This is a genomic window from Antarcticibacterium sp. 1MA-6-2 (assembly GCF_021535135.1).
Lineage (GTDB): Bacteria > Bacteroidota > Bacteroidia > Flavobacteriales > Flavobacteriaceae > Gillisia.
Genome location: NZ_CP091036.1, coordinates 3,181,310 through 3,199,137 on the forward strand (window position 1 = coordinate 3,181,310; position 17,828 = coordinate 3,199,137).

The 17,828-nt window shown below is 39.2% G+C and carries 18 protein-coding genes and 1 pseudogene; 10 read left to right on the forward strand and 9 right to left on the reverse strand.

Annotation, left to right across the window (positions count from 1 at the left end; genetic code table 11):
* Positions 1–183: 183 nt before the first annotated feature.
* The 5 genes from LZ575_RS16260 (at position 184) to LZ575_RS16275 (ending at position 6,273) form a co-directional block, all read left to right on the forward strand.
* Positions 184–1,638, forward strand: coding sequence for a TonB-dependent receptor (locus LZ575_RS16260; RefSeq protein ID WP_235325658.1), 1,455 nt, complete (start codon positions 184–186; stop codon positions 1,636–1,638).
* Positions 1,595–2,539, forward strand: a complete 945-nt coding sequence (locus LZ575_RS16265) for a TonB-dependent siderophore receptor (RefSeq protein ID WP_235325660.1) — start codon at positions 1,595–1,597, stop codon at positions 2,537–2,539. The genes LZ575_RS16260 and LZ575_RS16265 overlap by 44 nt, the downstream gene beginning before the upstream one ends.
* An 82-nt stretch (positions 2,540–2,621) precedes the next feature.
* Positions 2,622–2,825 (forward strand): PepSY domain-containing protein, encoded by a 204-nt coding sequence (locus LZ575_RS22735; protein WP_255702645.1) that lies wholly within the window; start codon positions 2,622–2,624, stop codon positions 2,823–2,825.
* Positions 2,803–3,795 (forward strand): PepSY domain-containing protein, encoded by a 993-nt coding sequence (locus LZ575_RS16270; RefSeq protein WP_255702646.1) that lies wholly within the window; start codon positions 2,803–2,805, stop codon positions 3,793–3,795. The genes LZ575_RS22735 and LZ575_RS16270 overlap by 23 nt, the downstream gene beginning before the upstream one ends.
* 1,677 nt (positions 3,796–5,472) lie before the next feature.
* On the forward strand, positions 5,473–6,273 hold the full coding sequence (locus tag LZ575_RS16275) for a sterol desaturase family protein (protein WP_235325662.1): 801 nt from the start codon (positions 5,473–5,475) through the stop codon (positions 6,271–6,273).
* 14 nt (positions 6,274–6,287) lie between these two features.
* Here LZ575_RS16275 and LZ575_RS16280 read toward each other — a convergent pair whose 3' ends face one another.
* On the reverse strand, positions 6,288–7,487 hold the full coding sequence (locus LZ575_RS16280; protein ID WP_235325664.1) for a hypothetical protein: 1,200 nt from the start codon (positions 7,485–7,487) through the stop codon (positions 6,288–6,290).
* Positions 7,488–8,363: 876 nt separating this feature from the next.
* Here LZ575_RS16280 and LZ575_RS16285 point away from each other — a divergent pair.
* Together LZ575_RS16285 and LZ575_RS16290 are read left to right on the forward strand one after the other, a co-directional pair.
* Positions 8,364–8,798, forward strand: a complete 435-nt coding sequence (locus LZ575_RS16285) for a hypothetical protein (protein WP_235325666.1) — start codon at positions 8,364–8,366, stop codon at positions 8,796–8,798.
* Between the two features lie 199 nt (positions 8,799–8,997).
* Positions 8,998–9,588 (forward strand): annotated as a pseudogene (locus tag LZ575_RS16290) (DUF885 domain-containing protein).
* A gap of 147 nt (positions 9,589–9,735) precedes the next feature.
* Here the strand turns inward: LZ575_RS16290 and LZ575_RS16295 are convergent.
* Positions 9,736–10,422, reverse strand: coding sequence for a transposase (locus LZ575_RS16295; protein ID WP_235325668.1), 687 nt, complete (start codon positions 10,420–10,422; stop codon positions 9,736–9,738).
* 26 nt (positions 10,423–10,448) lie between these two features.
* The gene (locus LZ575_RS16300; RefSeq protein WP_235325670.1) at positions 10,449–10,805 is read right to left on the reverse strand and encodes an IS110 family transposase; all 357 of its coding nucleotides are present in this window, start codon (positions 10,803–10,805) and stop codon (positions 10,449–10,451) included.
* A 330-nt stretch (positions 10,806–11,135) separates the two neighbouring features.
* On the opposite strand from LZ575_RS16300, the gene LZ575_RS16305 reads away from it, so the two are divergent.
* A complete protein-coding gene (locus LZ575_RS16305; RefSeq protein WP_235325673.1) occupies positions 11,136–11,429 on the forward strand; it encodes a hypothetical protein in 294 nt (97 codons plus the stop codon).
* A 69-nt stretch (positions 11,430–11,498) separates the two neighbouring features.
* Here LZ575_RS16305 and LZ575_RS16310 read toward each other — a convergent pair whose 3' ends face one another.
* Positions 11,499–12,080 (reverse strand): DinB family protein, encoded by a 582-nt coding sequence (locus LZ575_RS16310; RefSeq protein ID WP_235325675.1) that lies wholly within the window; start codon positions 12,078–12,080, stop codon positions 11,499–11,501.
* A gap of 56 nt (positions 12,081–12,136) precedes the next feature.
* Positions 12,137–12,673 (reverse strand): Crp/Fnr family transcriptional regulator, encoded by a 537-nt coding sequence (locus LZ575_RS16315; RefSeq protein WP_235325677.1) that lies wholly within the window; start codon positions 12,671–12,673, stop codon positions 12,137–12,139.
* Between the two features lie 77 nt (positions 12,674–12,750).
* Here LZ575_RS16315 and LZ575_RS16320 point away from each other — a divergent pair, with 77 nt between their 5' ends.
* Positions 12,751–12,990: an NUDIX domain-containing protein gene (locus LZ575_RS16320; RefSeq protein ID WP_235325679.1), complete on the forward strand. Its 240-nt coding sequence runs from the start codon at positions 12,751–12,753 to the stop codon at positions 12,988–12,990.
* Between the two features lie 8 nt (positions 12,991–12,998).
* The gene (locus LZ575_RS16325; RefSeq protein WP_235325681.1) at positions 12,999–13,151 is read left to right on the forward strand and encodes a hypothetical protein; all 153 of its coding nucleotides are present in this window, start codon (positions 12,999–13,001) and stop codon (positions 13,149–13,151) included.
* Between the two features lie 68 nt (positions 13,152–13,219).
* On the opposite strand, the gene LZ575_RS16330 is transcribed toward LZ575_RS16325, so the two are convergent.
* The 4 genes from LZ575_RS16330 to LZ575_RS16345 are packed head-to-tail and all read right to left on the reverse strand — an operon-like array spanning position 13,220 to position 17,739.
* On the reverse strand, positions 13,220–14,200 hold the full coding sequence (locus LZ575_RS16330) for an HNH endonuclease (protein WP_235325683.1): 981 nt from the start codon (positions 14,198–14,200) through the stop codon (positions 13,220–13,222).
* Between the two features lie 2 nt (positions 14,201–14,202).
* Positions 14,203–16,680: a DUF3427 domain-containing protein gene (locus LZ575_RS16335; RefSeq protein ID WP_235325685.1), complete on the reverse strand. Its 2,478-nt coding sequence runs from the start codon at positions 16,678–16,680 to the stop codon at positions 14,203–14,205.
* Positions 16,634–17,350 (reverse strand): hypothetical protein, encoded by a 717-nt coding sequence (locus LZ575_RS16340; protein ID WP_235325687.1) that lies wholly within the window; start codon positions 17,348–17,350, stop codon positions 16,634–16,636. The genes LZ575_RS16335 and LZ575_RS16340 overlap by 47 nt, the downstream gene beginning before the upstream one ends.
* Positions 17,347–17,739, reverse strand: a complete 393-nt coding sequence (locus LZ575_RS16345; protein ID WP_235325689.1) for a (deoxy)nucleoside triphosphate pyrophosphohydrolase — start codon at positions 17,737–17,739, stop codon at positions 17,347–17,349. The genes LZ575_RS16340 and LZ575_RS16345 overlap by 4 nt, the downstream gene beginning before the upstream one ends.
* Positions 17,740–17,828: the final 89 nt, after the last annotated feature.

Consider the following 17,828-nt stretch of genomic DNA (forward strand, 5'->3'; position numbering starts at 1 on the left):
TATAAATTTATCCTTACTATTCTTTGATTCGTTTTATAATTCTACCATTTAAACCTCCCGCTGTCGTTGAATATTGCCTGACCTTACATTTTTATTTAAAATAATTCTAAATAAATTTTTTCAATTCAGAGATTCCATATAATTTTGGGTTTTTATTTTTATCAAGTCTAAATAAGAACCCTCATGATTCAAAAATTAAGCTTTTTCATTCTTCTTTTAACTTCCTTTTCTTACTCCCAAACCTCCGGCATTTCGGGAAAAATTACCGACAGTTCAGGGGATGGAATTCCATTTGCAACGGTTTATATTGCCGATCTTGAAATGGGAAGTGCGGCAGATGCTGATGGAAATTTCAGTATAACCAATATTCCTTCCGGAGAATGGAAAGTGCAGATAAGAGCAGTGGGATATGCCACAAAAACTGCTGCCATTTCTATAAACGCTTCAGAAAAAATGTCTGTAAATTTCCAGCTGAAGGAGGATGAACTGGAAGAAGTTGAAGTATTCGGAAACAGGTATAAACATCCCGATAAAATTGAAGCTTTAACCCGTCTTCCGCTGGAACCCTATGAACAAATTCAAAGTATTTCTGTAATATCGGGAAAACTTATAGAAAATCAGGGAGCTTTAAGCATTTCCGAAGCTACTAAAAATGTACCGGGAGTTTATACCTTCGCCACTTACGGCAATAAACGGGAAAGTATGTCCTCCCGTGGGTTCCGCGGAATCCCAATTCTTAAGAATGGAGTGAGGGTACATTCCGATTTTCGCGGAACAGGAATTCTAACCGATATGCAGGGGGTGGATAATATTCAGGTTTTAAAAGGTGCTGCATCAGTCACCCAGGGAGTTGCAACAGATCTTGGAAGTCCCGGCGGAGTAATAAACATAGTTACCAAAACCCCAAAATATTACTTTGGGGGAGAAATCTCTACAAGATTCGGAAGCTACGGACAGGTGCGACCTACATTTGATGTGTTTGGACCCATTAACGATTCTGAAACTGTGGCTTTCCGTTTAAATGGAGCTTTTGAAAATGGGGAGAGTTTTAGGGAAGGAGTTTCCAGGGAACGGTTCTATCTCAATCCTTCCCTGCAATGGCGAATGACGGAAAATACCACTATAACTCTAGAAATGGACTATTTTGATGACAGCCGAACTCCTGATCTTGGTACCGTGAATATTGGAGAAAATGATGTGAATGCTATTTACGATCTTCCGCACGATATTTTCCTGGGATATGAAGATGACCGTTCCATTACACGTAATTCAACTTATGCAGTTCGGGTAGATCACTCCCTCAACAATTATTTAAGTTTAAAAGGAGCATTTTATAGATCAAACCTGGCTTTGGATGATAAAGGTGCCAGCCTGGGAGATGTGGTTGAGCAGGATGGGGAGCTAGTGTACAACCTGCGCAACCGTGGTTACAGTGTCTCCACCCGTAGTGACATCAACAGTGTGGTGCAGCTGGATCTTATAGGAAATGAGCTCAAAACCGGAAACCTTACTCATACTTTCCAGGTGGGAGTAGATTACAGGACTACAGATTTTAGTACCTTTTCCCGGAGTGCAAATAATATTGATATAATTGATGTTTTCGATCTTAATAACAATCCTATTACCTGCAAACTTTGAACTGGGTGTTGCAAGAGAAGGAGCCGGGGAATCTAAAGCAATAGGTTTGGTGGCGCAGGATGTGATCACCTTTAATTCGTGGCTTAAAACCTTTTTCGGACTTCGCTACAGTTCTACAGAGGCTATTACCGAAACAGAAACAAACCGCAGCGATGCTATAAATCCTCTGGGAGGAATTGTGCTTTCTCCGTTTAAGAATATAAATTTCTTCGCCTCTTACACTAACAGTTCTTATCCCCGTACCGCCTCAAGGCTAAGTGAGAATGGAGAGGAGCTTGGCAATGAGCGATATGATCAACTGGAAGCGGGTATTAAAACAAACTGGCTGGATAACAGGCTTAGGTTTAACCTTACCTTATTTAAAATTAACAACAGGGATATTAATCTCCCTGTATATGACGAGAACTGGGTAGCTACAGGTTTCTATCAAAAAGGAGGGAACGATCAACGACAGGGAATTGAAGTAGAATTAACGGGCCGTGTTCTTCAAAATCTTGAGGTAATTACGGGGTATTCCTATATAGATGCGCAATACAAAGAGCATACTTCCTACGTGTATGGGTCGGCCCCGCTTAATACTCCAAAACATACATTTAATGTATACAGCAACTATTTCTTCCAGGGTAGTCTGGAAGGGCTTTCATTGGGAGGAGGAGCCTATTATACCGGGGAACGGCCAATCAACGACTGGAGCGCAGGTCCCGTAACTCACGAAGGTATTGTCCCTAATCAGGAACCTTTTTATGTAGATGCTTATACGATGCTTAATTTTCAGGCAGGTTATAAGTTTAATGAACACTGGAGCACCCGTTTGCTTGCAAGTAATGTTTTAAACACGGTAGGTTATAATGCTTACAGGACCAGCTATATAAATCAAACAGATCCACGTACTTTTGCTTAAGCGTTCTAACCTATACATTTTAAATCCAATTTCCTGGCAGGCCTTATTTTATAAGATGAGGCCTGCTTCTAAAAATTCAGCAATGAAGAAAAAACAGAAATACGGTCTCCGCAGTTTTATTAATGATGTGCACCTGTGGCTGGGCCTGGGAAGCGGAATAATACTTTTTGCGGTTTGCCTTAGCGGAACTATTCTCACTTTTGAAAAAGAGATCAAAAGCTTATTTGCTGAAGAATTAAAAGTAGAAGCTAAGCACTACAGTAATGGAAGTAGAGGCTCTTGCTGAAAGTCTGAGGCAGGAAGGAGAGGTAAGTTCTGTTAGTATTCCTTCTGAAGCTGGACAGCCTTACGAGTTTCGGGTGAAAACTTCTCCTGAAGACTGGCGCGGAACGGTTTTTTACGTCAATCCTTACACAGGAGAATATCAGCAAACGCAGGAGTCTTCGCTGGATGGGTTTTTTATGTGGAATTTCAGGCTACACCGCTGGCTTTTACTGGATACCGAAACCGGAAGACCCATCGTTGGGATCGCAACCATCTTCTTTTTCTTTATTTCCCTTAGCGGACTGGTTCTTTGGTTTCCGAAAAAGCTGAAGTGGAGGAATATGAAAGCCGGGTTTAAAATAAAAACTTCAGCAAACTGGAAGCGTATTAACCATGATCTTCACAACACCCTTGGGTTTTATGCCTGTATATTCCTGGTTGTGATGACCCTTACTAGCCTGTGCTGGAGTTTTGAGTGGTACCGTGAAGCCGGAAGTGCAGTAATAGGAACAAAGATCTTTAACAGAGGTGGAGGTCCCGGGTTCACTTCAAATGAAAATATTTCGGCGGAAGAAGAGAGGTCTGTTGCAGAAATCTATAAAATCAGTTCAACTGAATTAGCCTACAGCGGTACTACCATGATATCTTTTCCTTCAGAAGAATCCCAGCTTTACAGCATAAGAAAGTACAAAGAAGATAACTGGTCCCCCGTAACATCAGATCAGTTGGTAATTGACCGCGACGGAAAAGTTTTGAACAAAGAGATCTTCAGTGAAAAATCCACGAACGTGCAAATTGCTTCTCTCATTAAACCCATTCACACCGGGGAAATCTTTGGCACTTTCTCCAAGATCATCTACTTCCTCGCCTGCCTCATCGCCACCAGCCTTCCTATAACAGGAACAATAATCTGGTGGAACAAACGAACAAAGAAGAAGAAGTCCAATAAAGGAAGATCTGGCAAGCGGAAGGCGATATTAGAGGTACAGTAGAAGTATTTTCTCGTATATAGGAGTGATAGCAGGTGTCTGGAATAAACAAAGAACGTCATCCTGAACTTGTTTCAGGATCTAATATAATTCGATCCTAATACATACCGCTCCTCCGGAGCTCTATTATTTGGGGTGATATTGCTATAGACATTCCGCTCCTCCGGAGCTGATGATATATTTGTTATTTTCCTATAATCCCCTTGAGCCTCAGAGAGGCGGGATGTTTATAGAATATATGTTTGCCGCTGAATGGAGCTCCGGAGGAGCGGCATATTTTTTTAAATAATTTGAAATTTTTCAATTGTATTTGGGGTCTCAAAAATTGTGGATGTCGGGAATATCTAAAACACGTCATCCTGAACTTGTTTCAGGATTTAACAAATTTGGACCAGACTCACGTTAGAAGCTGAAATAAATTTAGCTTGACGAATGCTGGGTTTTTCTCCTCGCTAAAAAGAAGGTCATCCTGAACTTATTTCAGGATCTAACATCATTCGTTTCCCTTCCATCCCGCTCCTCCGGAGCTCTATTATTGGGGGCGATATTACTATAGACATTTCGCTCCTCCGGAGCTGATGATAAGTTTCCTGATAGTACGTTATTATAATTTAATCCAGCCTCAGAGAGGCGGGATGTATACAGAATATATGTTTGCCGCTGAATGGAGCTCCGGAGGAGCGGCATATTTACCACGGGAATTAAGGTGTTTTCAAATCTAGCTTTGCTTTCGAAAATTGCATAAGTGGGGATAACCAAGGTTCGTCATCGTGAACTTGTTTCAGGATCTAACATCATAGAAACCTGCCTCACGTTAGAAGCTGAAATAAATTCAGCTTGTCGAATTGCTGATTTCTCCTCTTCGCTAAAAACACGTCATCTTGAACTTATTTCAGGAGCTAACATCATCGGAACCAGCTCCATTTAGAAGCTGAATTAAATTCAGCTTGACGCATAATTGTTTTTTCCTCTTCGCTAAAAAAGAAGGTCATCGTGAACTTGTTTCAGGATCTAACATCATTCGTTTCCATTACATCTCGCTCCTCCGGAGTTCTATTATTGGGGGCGATATTACTATAGACATTTCGCTCCTCCGGAGCTGATGATAAGTTTCCTGATAATACGTTATTATAATTTTAATCCAGCCTCAGAGAGGCTGGATGTATATAGAATATATGTTTGCCCCTGAATGGAGCTCCGGAGGAGCGGCATATTTACCACGGGAATTAAGGTGTTTTCAAATCCAGTTTTGCTTTCGAAAATTGCAGAAGTGGGGTAACCAAGGTACGTCATCGTGAACTTGTTTCAGGATCTAACATCATAGGAACCTGCCTCACGTTAGAAGCTGAAATAAATTCAGCTTGACGCATTGCTGATTTCTCCTCTTCGCCAAAAGCACGTCATCCTGAACTTATTTCAGGAGCTAACATCATCGGAACCAGCTCCATTTAGAAGCTGAATTAAATTCAGCTTGACGAACTGAAAAATTTTCTGCAGATGAAATTGCCGCACTCAGACCGAGTTGGTTTTCCTTCGCCCGCAATGAATAAAATTGGAATTTGAAGTTTCCACTTCCACTCTCCACTTTCCTCTTTCCACTTTCCACTCCCACACAGCAGTCTTGTCTCCTCTTTAACAACTGTTCACGAAAAAACCCTTAAATTTATTCCTGCTAAAGAATTGAAAAAGAAAATGCTTCCACATCCAACCACGCCCACCCTTTTTATGGTGTATGTGATTATCTTCTTCCTCGCGATCCTGATAAGGTATTTCGTGGCAGCGGGTATTTTCTATGGGTATTATTATGTTTGGCGGGGGGAGAAATTTCGGGAGAAGAGACTTAGCCGCCGCGGGTGGAGAAAGGGGCAGATTAGAAAAGAGATCATCTGGAGCATTAAATCTTCAGCCATTTTTGCGGCAGTGGGAGCAGGCCTGTACTGGTTGTGGCAAAAAGGTTATACTGCAATTTATCTGGAAGTGGGTGAATATGGTTATTGGTATCTTCCAATTAGTTTGATTATAATTCTTCTTATTCACGAAACTTACTATTACTGGGTACACCGTTGGATGCACGATCCAAAGATATTCAGAACGGTTCACAAGGTGCATCACGACAGTTTAACGCCAACTCCCTGGACAGCTTTTGCGTTTCATCCCTGGGAAAGTATTATTGAAGCTATTGTAGTACCGCTTATCTTGCTCGTCCTTCCGGTGCATGTTTTCGTTCTTGGATTTTACCTGATGCTTATGACTGTGAGCAGCGTAATGAATCATCTGGATATAGAAGTTTATCCGGAGAGATTTCAGAAAAGCCGATTCGGAAAATTATTTATCGGTGCCACACATCACCACTACCACCATTCAGAATTTAATACCAACTACGGCCTCTACTTTACATTCTGGGATAAATGGATGGGTACAGAAAGCACCAAAATGGAACCATCTGAAAAAATTCAGGAGGTAAAAGCTACCTCCCGATAAGATCTTATTTCAATTTAGATTTCCCGTTTCAGTCCCCGGTAGATACCTCCTATACCAATTGTGATATGGTGTATATTGCCATTATTCCCAACCTCATTAAATTGGGGCAGGGTGTAACCATATCTTACCCGTATAAACCAATAACTTTTATCCTGCAGCCCATTATACATCATGTAAGAGCTTGTATCCCAGCCAAGTTTAAAATTCGCGCTGAGGCCTAAGGTGTATGCCACATCCACCAATTTGGCGTCATCCAGCTCAGGATATTTGTCTACATCAGCCTGTAATGCAGTGATTTCGGCAGCTCCAATCCCTACAAAGGGACTAAGTCTTATCTTATCATTATCGGCAATGGCATAGCCCAGGGATGCTTCTGGTAATGCAAGATTTGCAGCAGAACCTTTTTCCCAAATTCCGGTAGAAAACTCCCTGTCTTTCAAGGTTTTCCCAAACCCTATATAAGCTCTGAGGAATAAGGTGAGTTTCTTGTACTCAATATCAAAATCAAATCCCACAGCTCCATTATTGCTGTATTGTTCCCCTAATTCCCCGGTTAACAATCCGTAACCGCCAAAAAATTCCATTCCCAGTGCCCAGTTCCTGGGAACAAAGTAAAACCTTATATTATTCCGGATATATTCTTCGTAAGGACTATCGGGATGTGTTTCAAGATAAAGATCGGCCATTTTATTAACCTCATCCTGTGAAAGCTTCATCAACGGTTCACCCGAGACCATATAGTTGAGATGCAATAACAAAAAATCCTTTTGAACCGTTTCCAGGGGAGAAGCCATAATCTGGTTCTCCAGCGTTTCAAGGTTTTCCCATGAACGCTCTACCAGTTTACTATAGAGCATATCGCGGGAGGGAGCCAATTTTCTGCTGTAAGCGGCCATAGCCTCCTGATCCATTTGAGTAATAGATTTTAGGAGTGGCTCATATTCTCCCGTCCAGTACTGGATCATCCAGAGCTCTCCGGGATAGAGAGCGATATAATAATCATCTTCTATTTCGTTCATTAAGTAATTTTTTACCTCCTGCACCTTTGCCATATCCCCCTCTAAAAATTTATCGATTAACAACCTTCTGCCTTTAGAAATAAGGTCGCTTTTACTTTCAGAATATTGCATGATCTCCTTTGCCAGATCTGTTTCCTGGGCCGGGGAAACAGCAGATAAAAAGAGGAAAAGACTAGCTAAAAAATAGTGTTTCATAAATCTCAAATTTCGCAACTAATATATATTGTTTTTGTTACCGTTAATCGGTGATGTGCAAATAATTGTAAGAAATTTTGACATTTTTTTAACAGCATGAATTGAGGGGTAATTCCACGCATTTCCGATATAGAATTTTAAAAGATCGTGATCCTGAATATGTAACATTTCGCTCCTCCGGAGCTCTATTTGTGGGTGTGCCAATTGCTATATACATCTCGCTCCTCCGGAGCTGAAGTTGGGTACCTTGTGATTTGAAATAAGTTTCTTGTGTTTCAGGATCTAACATGATTCGCACCCGCCTCATGATAGAAGCTGAAATAAATTCAGCTTGAGGAATGACTGGTTCCCTCTTCACCACAAACAAACGTCATCCTGAACTTGTTTCAGGATCTAACATGATTCGCACCCGCCTCATGCTAAAAGCTGAAATAAATTCAACTTGACGAATGATTGGTTTGCCTCTTCACCACAAAATAAACGTCATCCTGAACTTGTTTCAGAATCTAAAATGATTCGCACCAGCCTCACGTTAGAAGCTGAAATAAATTCAGCTTGACGAATGACTGCTTCTCCCTCTTACTCAAAACAACGTCATCCTGAACTTGTTTCAGGATCTAGTAGATTCGCACCAGCCTCATGTTAGAAGCTGAAATAAATTCAGCTTGACGAAATTACCTGTTTCTCCCTCTTCCCATACAATTACAAAAAATTGAAATTTGAAACCTGAAACCTGAAACCTGGAACCTGAAATAAAATTCCGGTTCTCCGGAATTTGAACCAGTAATTTCTGCTTTTCATCTAAAAGAGCGACCTCTCTTACATACCGCACTATATTTTCAGTAAATTAGATATAGAAATATAAAGCCTCCCACTATGAAAATATATAAAACCCTTTCCTTTTTTGCCTTTTCCCTGCTGTTTATAGCGTGTGGAGAAAACAAGCCGAAAGATCCAGAAGTTATCGAGGTTAAGGAACAGGAATTTCAGGATCCTGAAGAGGCGATGGTAGAGTGGGGAGAGGCCTGGAATAGTAATGATCCCCGTCAAATCGTTGCGCGTACTGCAGAGGATGCCGTGCTGGTGCTTAACGGGACAGAGGTTCCAAAAGATAGTATCCGTACTTTTCTGGAAAATGCAGGTTCTGACATGGCCGATCTTAAAATGAACTCTCTCAACAAAAATTCGTCGGACAGGATGGCTTATGATACCGTACATTTACACATGGTTATACAAACGACACCACCACCTACCGTGGTACCTATACCTTTATTTGGGAGCGTGAGGGGAATGATCCGGGCTGGCAGGTGAAGGTGATGAATATTTCAAATGTGCAACAGGAAATGATGCGAGCTGAACGAACAAATTAGTAGCTAACCAACCAATTATACCAGGCTCTTCTCTTAATCGGGAAGAGCTTTTTTCTATAACACCGAAAACTGCTTTTTAGGTAAGACGTACTGAAGAATTCAGGGAAGCATCTGCCAGTGCCGAATATAACCCCGGATCACTGGACGGCACCCGCCCCGGAATATTTTATGTTCCTGTGCCCGATGCTGCTGCTTACAATACTTACAGCGATGAATCCCTGTTCCTGCACGAGGCTATTCCCGGGCATCACTATCAGATTTCTTTGACGCAGGAAAATGAAGACCTGCCGGAATTCAGAAAAACCTTGTGGTACAGTGGCTACGGTGAAGGCTGGGCGTTATCTTCGGAATTTTTAGGGAAAGAGCTGGGTCTGTATACAGATCCTTACCAGTATTTTGGAACTCTGGGAGCTGAAATGCACCGCGCAGTAAGACTGGTGGTAAACACAGGTTTACACAGCAAAGGCTGGACCCGCGAGCAGGCGACCCAGTATTCCCTGGATAATGAAGCTGAAAGTGAAGCCAGCGTAATTGCCGAAATTGAACGTTATATGGCCAATCCCGGGTCAGGCGTTATCTTATAAATGGGACAGTTAAAGATTCGGAAACTTCGGGACAAAGCGCAAAACGCACTGGGAGATAAATTTGACATTGGGCAATTTCACAACCAGATTTTGGAAGGTGGAGCAATGCCGCTTACGCTTCTGGAAAAAAGATCGACAGGTGGATAGAAGCCCCCCAGCCCCCAAAGGGGGAGTAAAGGCCCCCTTACCCCCGAAGATACTATGGTGAATTCCTAATTATATAGAGATTATCTCTTCTTTTTTTTAATTTTGTTTAAAAGAAGGCTTCGGTCAATTCGTTGATTCGAAGTCTATCTAGTGCGGGGCTTTGGGCTCCGCTTTTTTTGGAATTTGGTTTATACTTTTATTTTCTTTTTTTGATTGGGTCCAGTCATAATCCTTTCTATATTCTTCATCTTTTTTCCAGAGGGTATAGGCAAGGATCAATAATTTTCTCATTCCGGCTACTATGCCTTTTCTTTTAATATCTGGATTTCTCTCTTTCACTCTTTCATATAATTTTTTAATAGGCTCATTAGCTTGAACAGCACTCATAGAAGGCATATATAAAGCCTGGCGTATCCTTGTGTTACCTCGTTTTGAGATTCTTGTTTTCCCTTTATATTTTCCAGACTCATTTTGTGTTACATCTAATCCCGCATAGCTTACCAATTGGCTAATGTTATTAAAAAGAGCAAATCCATTTGTTTCACATACTAAAATCACTGCTGTTTCAAACCCTAATCCTGGGGTGGTTTTTATTTTTCTTATTTTCTCTTTTAAAACCACATCCTGATTTACCTTGGCTTTAATATCTTTTTTAATGAGCTTAATGGCTTTTTCAAAGAATTCAATTTGTTCTCTCTTTAATTTTAAAACGACTTCCAGCTTTCTATGAGACTTTTCAAGGGCATGAAGTTGCGATTGGGCTCGTTGCTTTTCTTTTTTAATACTAAGAAGTTCTCTACATAGATCCCTAAGATCTTTATAGCCTGGGGACATTGGTTGCCATTCTTCCAGTTTTCTTTCTATTCCAAAACCGTAATCATCTTTGAGTCACCCTTGTCTGTTTTTGTTTTGATATTAAGGCTCTTAGCGTAGTTCTTGATTTTATTAGCCAGCACTACAGATACATTCTGGTCATTAGCATATAGAAAATATGCCAGATTCTCATAATAGATCCCTGTGGCCTCCATTACGAACTTGAGAGAATAATTATTCTTTTGCTGTTTTAAAGCCCAAGAATAGAATTCCTGGAATCCTTTTTCTGTATTTTCAAAAGTACGGGTGCCTTTAATCTTAATAACATCATTTTCTGTTCTTAATTTAATACAGGCATGAAAATCATTCATAGAGATATCAATGCCAACCACAAGCTTTTTCATAAAAGGTTTTTTAAATTAAAGGAATTCTTCTTTTTATCTTTCCTCGTAATTATACGGGATACAAGTGATATACAAGTTCCCTAGATACTATTCAGATTTTGAGAAGAAAAGAAACAGGAGCAAAATCTTCGGGTCGATATACATCAAAAGAGTTATCTAGGGGGAGTTGCTAATCCTGTTCCTTCCTTAGTTATAATTAAAATAACCAAGATAATCTCTACTAACAAAATCTTATATTTGAAATAGTAATCAAGATTCAAACATACGAGGGGGAGTAAAATTTCCGAGGTGGAAGAGTGAGAATTTGTATCTTTAGTAAAAGTGGAAAAGATGGATGCAACAGAATTGAGAGTACAATTATTGGAGAAAATTAAAAATGCCGATGATGAACAACTTAATATTATAAAAAACATTTTAGATAATATTGAGCAAGAGCGATCAGGAACTTACAATGTTCAGGGAAAGATATTAAGCCAGGAGGATTTTAAGAGGGAAATTGCTAAAGCCGAAGATGAATACGAAAAAGGCAATTTTACTACCCACACGAAAATAAAAGAGGATCCAAAATCTCGGCTTATAGAAATAATGAGGGCAGATGAAGATTCGGGTTTATATGATTCATAGGTTTAGGCTGTATTTTCACTTTAACAAAGCTTAGGCGTTTTGCTTACTTTTGTTATTATTGAGAAGCGATTAGGCGAATTTGATTTTAGAAGCTTTTGCGCTTTCTGCGTTTGCAAGAACCCGCTGTGCCTGTTGTAAATGTCGGTCATTGTGATAGATCACTACCCTAAAAGTATCTCCCAGTTTTAATTTTATAAATGAAGCAATGCTTATCGAGGTTTTGGTTTTGTTGAGGCTCACTTTCCTAGCTTTGCCAAGCAGCTCCAGCATCTTTTTCTGCTGAAAAATAAAACTCTCCAGCGTCTTTTTATTCAGCTTGCTGCCGTTGGGGTTTGTGCTCTTCAGGGTTTTCATCTTCTTCATTTTCTCCCCGGGCAGCATGATTATGGCAAAGTAATTTCCCAGCAGGCCAGCCTTGAAATTCTCTTCAGAAGGGAAACGGCTTTGGCTTATTCTCCGCTCTATCTCGGGAAGGTAATAGTCGCCGTAGAAGTTGAGGTGAGCAATACATTCCAGGACGCTCCAGGATTGTGCATCGGGTTTGAAATTGAGTTCTTTTTCGTGATGCTCTTTCAACATTTCTGCCTGGTTCAGGTTTTGCCGGGTTCTTTCAATAAGATCGGTGATGAGGTTTTCTGTGTTCGTTTTCATCTTGATTGTTTTTTACAAATATCTGCACATCAGGGAGTTGGAAACATTGATCCTGATCAAGATTTTTTTAACCGACTCAAAGTTTCGGGAGTCATTCGCAGGTAAGAGGCAATGTAGCGGTTCGGAATTTCCTGGAACAGCTGCGGACTCCTTTCCAGCACCCGGTTATACCGCTCCAGCGGGGAGGAGGTAAGCAGGTCTCTTTCCCGTTCGATTTGTTGCAGCACCAGTTGCTCCAGGATCACGTGCCACAGTTTCAGGTTTTCTTCATTGCTGAAGATGAACTCCATATACTGCTGTTTTGAGATTACTTTTAATCTCGTCTTCTTCAATGCCTGAATATAAAGATCGGAAGGTTTCTCACTCACAAAAGAATCCAGCGCAGCCACAAAATTGTTCTGGTAGGCAAAGCGTATCGTGTGCTCCTCTTCCTCATCAATAACAAAAATGCGCAGGCTGCCCTCCTCCACAAAATAGATGTTGGTGTCTTTACTGCCCTTCACCTTAAGATATTCATTACGCGCAAACTCCAGTTCCCGTTCCCACAGGTGCTGCTCAGTTATTTTTTGCTGAAGTTGATGAAGGGGGTTCATTGCCAAAGTTTTATCTAAATTCCGAAAAATAATTGATACTGCTGAAGAGAGATTTCCGGGAACTGTAAATTTGCACGATGAAGAAATTTATAGATAAACTGGCATACATCCACATCAGGGAAAAGAAGATCCTGATGAGCCTTAGCCGCGGAAAAGATACCTGGTATATTCCCGGCGGAAAAAGAGAAGCAGGAGAGAGCGACCACGAGGCGCTGATAAGGGAAATAGAAGAGGAGCTGACGGTAAAAATTGAACTTGAAACATTGAATTATACGGAGTTTTTGAAGCACAGGCACACGGCCATCCTGAAGGAGTAATGGTAAGAATGACCTGCTACACAGGAGATTTTAGCGGAACACTCTCACCCGCTGCCGAAATCGAAAAGCTGGAATTTTTCCCATACTCGCGTAAAGCGGAAAGTTCAACGGTAGATCATCTAATTCTTGAGGATTTGAAGGAGAAGGGGTGGATCAGCTAATTTGCGTTCCGTAAATTTCTAGGGTCATTTGCATCTAACGAGCCCGACATAAAAATTTTGAAAATGTTTTACAGCAAAAACACTTCTTTATTATGCCATTGCAAAGACTCCTGAGATGGAAAATATTTTACCTTTTCGGGAAGAATAATTTGTTGTCCATCAAATTGTGAAAGTGTAAATCTTGAATTAAACTCCTCAATAGAGGGCGAAACTCTCACCAGAAAATTGGAATTTATGGTTATCAAACCTCTGTCAAATGCCCGATGCAAAGTAGGCGACAATGCAATTCCATTAGTCACAGTATCATCTCCAGAGAGACTAAAAGGAAATATATGACAGGCATCAATCATTTGAAGGCTATGTGAAGACTGAATCTTCATTCCGGTTATGCAACAGGTGTAGTCATAAATTTTTGGAATGGTTTTTTTAAATAATCCACCGCGAACAAAAATTTCCTCTTCATAATCATCTTCCTCCAAAGTTTCTCTCAGCCTTTGCATGTGATTCTGATAAGCCTCTTTTGGTTCATTCAAAATTTCATTTTCTATGCTTTCCTCTTCGTAATTTCTATCAGGTCTTAAATAAGAAAATCTGGCATTTTGAAAATATTTTTCCAGTAGTAGCTGCTCAAACCATAGCTGATTTGGAATTTCTAATAGGAGCAGAAATAATTCACGATCAATTTCAGCATAGGCAATATTTTCCTGGAGCTTATTAAAACTTGAAATGCTTTTGGAGCTGGTTGTAATAATCTCTTTTCCTGGCTTAGCTACTAAATGCCAGAAGGGTTCTGATCGTAGATGGAAAAAAGGAAGGGAAAAGGTTGGTGAATGTGGAGTGTCAACTATCAGCTTCCAATTCTGTTTAAACGCCAATAGAAGATCTGCGGTAATGAAAATGCGATTTGTTGATATTAAGCCTTTAGCAATTAATTGCACAATGGAAAGTAATAGGATTGGCTTATGAGGAGCCATTCCCATTCCTTTGACATTGGCGCGTCTAAGTTTTTTGAAGTAGGTAGAATATTTAATTATGGCTTCTTCTGTCATAACTATCCAACAGCTAATTTTTGACTTTCCTTTAAAATATAAGTAAGCATAGGCTCAAGAAGCCTCCATTCTACACTCATAGGTTTTGCACCTTGCGATTTTATAAATTCTGTTTCTCCCAAGAAGGTATAGGACATTGTAAAACCATATTCATCTACATTTTGTTCCCTTACGAAAAGTAAAATTTTCTTTCCAATATTCTTATGCTGGATGTAAGATTCTCCTTTTGGAGATTGGGGGGAGATGCTATTTTGTGACTGCCAGTGGAAAAGCGTTTTATTCACGGCATAATCCTCATACATGGTAGTCGGGGAATATTCTTTTTCAGTTTTCTTAAGTGTCACAAATAATGCCTCCACACTCAGTTTCTTATTGAAAGCAGATCCTTCCCGATTTGAAGATTTTTTGCTGAAGGTGCTCATTCCAATTGAGGCTAGGATTTCCTCTCTATTATATCTGCTATGGAGTTTTAATGGGAATGAGAAACCTAAATCAATCTCTTTCTCAACGAATTCAATTTTGTTTATTTGATGTTCAGTGAATTCCCGCATCTCTTGGAGCATTATTGGATTTTTCTTAAGAGATTCAATACTTTCTTTTACATTAAAAAAATTGAGTTTTGTTCCCGCTTCTTGCCATATGTCATAATGGAACATTAGAAGCATAATCTCTTCTTCTTTGCTTAGCAAATCCAATTTGTAAGTGGGAGAAATTACTTTTTGAATAAATTTTAAGTAACTAAGGGAGTTGCAGTACATAAGCTTCTTTTGCATACAACTGGTAAGCTCTTTCTCTTGAGGTTCATCAAAATCTGGGATTGCCTTTGCATCTACACATAATCGTTTCCAGCTCCCTTTCCTGTAAATTTGCCGGATTTCAAGATGATGAAATTCTAGAAAATTATTCAATGTAAGCGGGAGAGTTGAATGATGTTTAAACTGCTGGATTTTAAGTAAAAGCTGAGGTCTTCTAAATTCTGTAGCTTCTCTAATATTTTTTAAAATTACTTCCTTGGCTTTTTTCTCGAGTACAATAGAACATCCTAATGGTAAATGAGGAAATTCGTCTTCAATTTCTTTAATTATAGAAGTATGGGTTTTGCCTACAAGTGCTCTAAACTTATGTTCAAAATCGTATTCTGGACGGGCATTTCCAACAAAATCTAAAACCGTCAGACAGTCTTTATTTTCTGCTAGTCTCAGGCCACGGCCTAATTGCTGCAGAAACACCGTCAAACTTTCTGTCGGTCTGAGGAAAAGAACCGTATCTATATTAGGAATATCAACACCTTCATTAAATATGTCTACCACGAAGAGATAGTTTATTTCCTTTTTCAGGAGTTTGTTTCTAATTACATCCCGAGACGAACTATTACTACTAACCAAATAATCTGCTTTTAGATTTGCTATTGCAAATTTCTCTGCCATATACCTTGCGTGCTCTTGGCTTACACAAAAACCTAGCGCTTGTACATCGTGAACATCGGTTAAATATTCTTCACAGTTATGAATGATATCCGATACTCTTCTATCATTTTCTGTATACAATTTGGTTAGTTCATTGATTTCATATTTACCATTTCTCCAATTGACATCGGATAGATCAATTGTATCTGAAAGAGCAAAATATTGAAAAGGACTTAAGAGCTTTCGATTTAAAGCTTCTGGCAATCGTATTTCTGCAGCAATTTTGTAGTCAAAATCTTCTGCAATATCTCCACCGTCCATTCTTTCGGGTGTGGCTGTTAACCCTAATAGAATTTGAGGACTAAATCTTTTTAGAATTGGTCGGTAGCTATCTGCTATAATGTGATGAACTTCATCAATAATTATATAATCATAAAATTCAGAACCTAGTTCTAATTTTTTTAAACGATTATTTAAAGTTTGGACTGAAGCAAAAATTTGATCATAACTTACAGGTTCATTTCCATCAACCCATAACTCTCCAAAATTTGCATCACGAAGCACATGCTGAAACGTGATTTGAGCTTGTTGTAATATTTCTTTTCGATGAGCAACAAATAAGAATTTTGCCGATGGATTTTGTAAATAGAATCTTTTAAAATCAAATGCAGAAATTACTGTTTTTCCAGTTCCCGTGGCTGCGACCAAAAGATTTTTCCATCTGTTATGCACTTCTCTTTCAGATTGTAATTTTGCTAAAATCTCCTCCTGATAGGGATAGGGTTTTAAATCAAAAAAAGTTGTTATTTGATTAGTGCCGTATGAACTTTGTCTTTTAAGAGCGCTACTTAATTTTTCCCGATCTTTTCCCTTTTCGTAAAATTCAAATTCTGGATCTTCCCAATAGGTCTCGAAAGTTTTTTTAAACTTATCGATTATGTGGCCAATTTCCTGAGTTGTTACTTTTAAGTTCCATTCCAAACCATTTGTGAGAGCAGAACGCGAAAGATTTGAAGAACCAATATAGCTAGGTATGAAAACCAGAATTTCTAAGGAATAAATAAGCTTTTGCATGTAAACGTTCGTGTTCAGAATTGTAAGAAACTTTAATTTCAGTATTTGGTAAAGAGGATAGATATTCTACAGCTTTTACATCTGTGGCTCCCATGTAGGAAGTGGTGATAATTTTTAACTTTCTTCCGCTATTTGTAAACTCCTCAAGCTCCTTCTTAAAAATTCTGATTCCTGAATATTTTATAAACGAAACCAGCCAGGAAATTTCATCAGATGATAAAATTTCCTTTCTTAATTCACTTTCCAGTGAGATACCTACATTATTTCCTGTGAATAATTCGCTTTGACTTAACCTGGTATAAGGAGTGATTTCCTTTAATCTAGACTCCAAATTGGAATACGGAAAATCGAGCTTAGAGAATACAGCTTGTAAAATTTTCCCTTCGGCTTCAATTAAATTCTCTGATAGATCAAGATTCTTTAACTCTGTTGCTAAAAGCTTTATGATCTTATTAGACAGCTCTATTTGAAGTAAAGGACGATCCTTTTCTTTAATTTCATTAAGAGCGTATTTAATAGTTTCAGCTAAATAAATGCTCAAATGCTGTGAAGCCTCCTCTTTGTCCAGAGTCGTTTCACTTATGTGAAATTTCTGAGAGTCAACTAAACTTAATTTATTAGCTACGAGTTTGTTTATTAACTGTTCGTATAATCCTGTTTCAAAACTCATTTATAGTTTTCAGTATAAAAGTTTACAATAGGAATATCTGCCTCTGCCCAATCCAGATCTTTCAGCTCCTTAACCGATAGCCAAAGGATCTGTGAATGTTCGAGGAGATCTATTTCAAATGTTTGCAGGGAACAGCGAAATGGTATCAATTCTAATTCGAAATTCGAATATATGTGAAAATTGGAAGGTAACCTCTCTAGCAGCTTAATTTCTATTCCAAGTTCTTCCCATATTTCCCGTTGTAGGCAGGTTTCAAAACTTTCGGCTTCCTCTAGCTTTCCTCCTGGGAATTCCCATTTTAACGGGTGCTTCATCTTTGTGCTGCGTTGGGCGCACAGAATTTTTCCATCTTGTTCTATAATGGCACAAGTGACTGAAATTCTATTCAAGAGGGTTCTTTATTGAAATAAAAATACAAGTATTTCAGCAATATTTTAATCTACAGCCGATTTTCCCTTTTTTTAACACCCTCTTAAAA

Coding starts and splice junctions, on each gene's coding strand:
- LZ575_RS16305 (WP_235325673.1), top strand. CDS start 11,136: ATGGATGCAACAGAATTGAGAGTACAATTATTGGAGAAAATTAAAAAT.
- LZ575_RS16280 (WP_235325664.1), bottom strand. CDS start 7,487: ATGAAACACTATTTTTTAGCTAGTCTTTTCCTCTTTTTATCTGCTGTT.
- LZ575_RS16300 (WP_235325670.1), bottom strand. CDS start 10,805: ATGAAAAAGCTTGTGGTTGGCATTGATATCTCTATGAATGATTTTCAT.
- LZ575_RS16270 (WP_255702646.1), top strand. CDS start 2,803: ATGGAAGTAGAGGCTCTTGCTGAAAGTCTGAGGCAGGAAGGAGAGGTA.
- LZ575_RS22735 (WP_255702645.1), top strand. CDS start 2,622: ATGAAGAAAAAACAGAAATACGGTCTCCGCAGTTTTATTAATGATGTG.
- LZ575_RS16320 (WP_235325679.1), top strand. CDS start 12,751: ATGAAGAAATTTATAGATAAACTGGCATACATCCACATCAGGGAAAAG.
- LZ575_RS16315 (WP_235325677.1), bottom strand. CDS start 12,673: ATGAACCCCCTTCATCAACTTCAGCAAAAAATAACTGAGCAGCACCTG.
- LZ575_RS16285 (WP_235325666.1), top strand. CDS start 8,364: ATGAAAATATATAAAACCCTTTCCTTTTTTGCCTTTTCCCTGCTGTTT.
- LZ575_RS16310 (WP_235325675.1), bottom strand. CDS start 12,080: ATGAAAACGAACACAGAAAACCTCATCACCGATCTTATTGAAAGAACC.
- LZ575_RS16335 (WP_235325685.1), bottom strand. CDS start 16,680: ATGCAAAAGCTTATTTATTCCTTAGAAATTCTGGTTTTCATACCTAGC.
- LZ575_RS16340 (WP_235325687.1), bottom strand. CDS start 17,350: ATGAGTTTTGAAACAGGATTATACGAACAGTTAATAAACAAACTCGTA.
- LZ575_RS16260 (WP_235325658.1), top strand. CDS start 184: ATGATTCAAAAATTAAGCTTTTTCATTCTTCTTTTAACTTCCTTTTCT.
- LZ575_RS16295 (WP_235325668.1), bottom strand. CDS start 10,422: ATGTCCCCAGGCTATAAAGATCTTAGGGATCTATGTAGAGAACTTCTT.
- LZ575_RS16325 (WP_235325681.1), top strand. CDS start 12,999: ATGACCTGCTACACAGGAGATTTTAGCGGAACACTCTCACCCGCTGCC.
- LZ575_RS16330 (WP_235325683.1), bottom strand. CDS start 14,200: ATGACAGAAGAAGCCATAATTAAATATTCTACCTACTTCAAAAAACTT.
- LZ575_RS16265 (WP_235325660.1), top strand. CDS start 1,595: ATGTTTTCGATCTTAATAACAATCCTATTACCTGCAAACTTTGAACTG.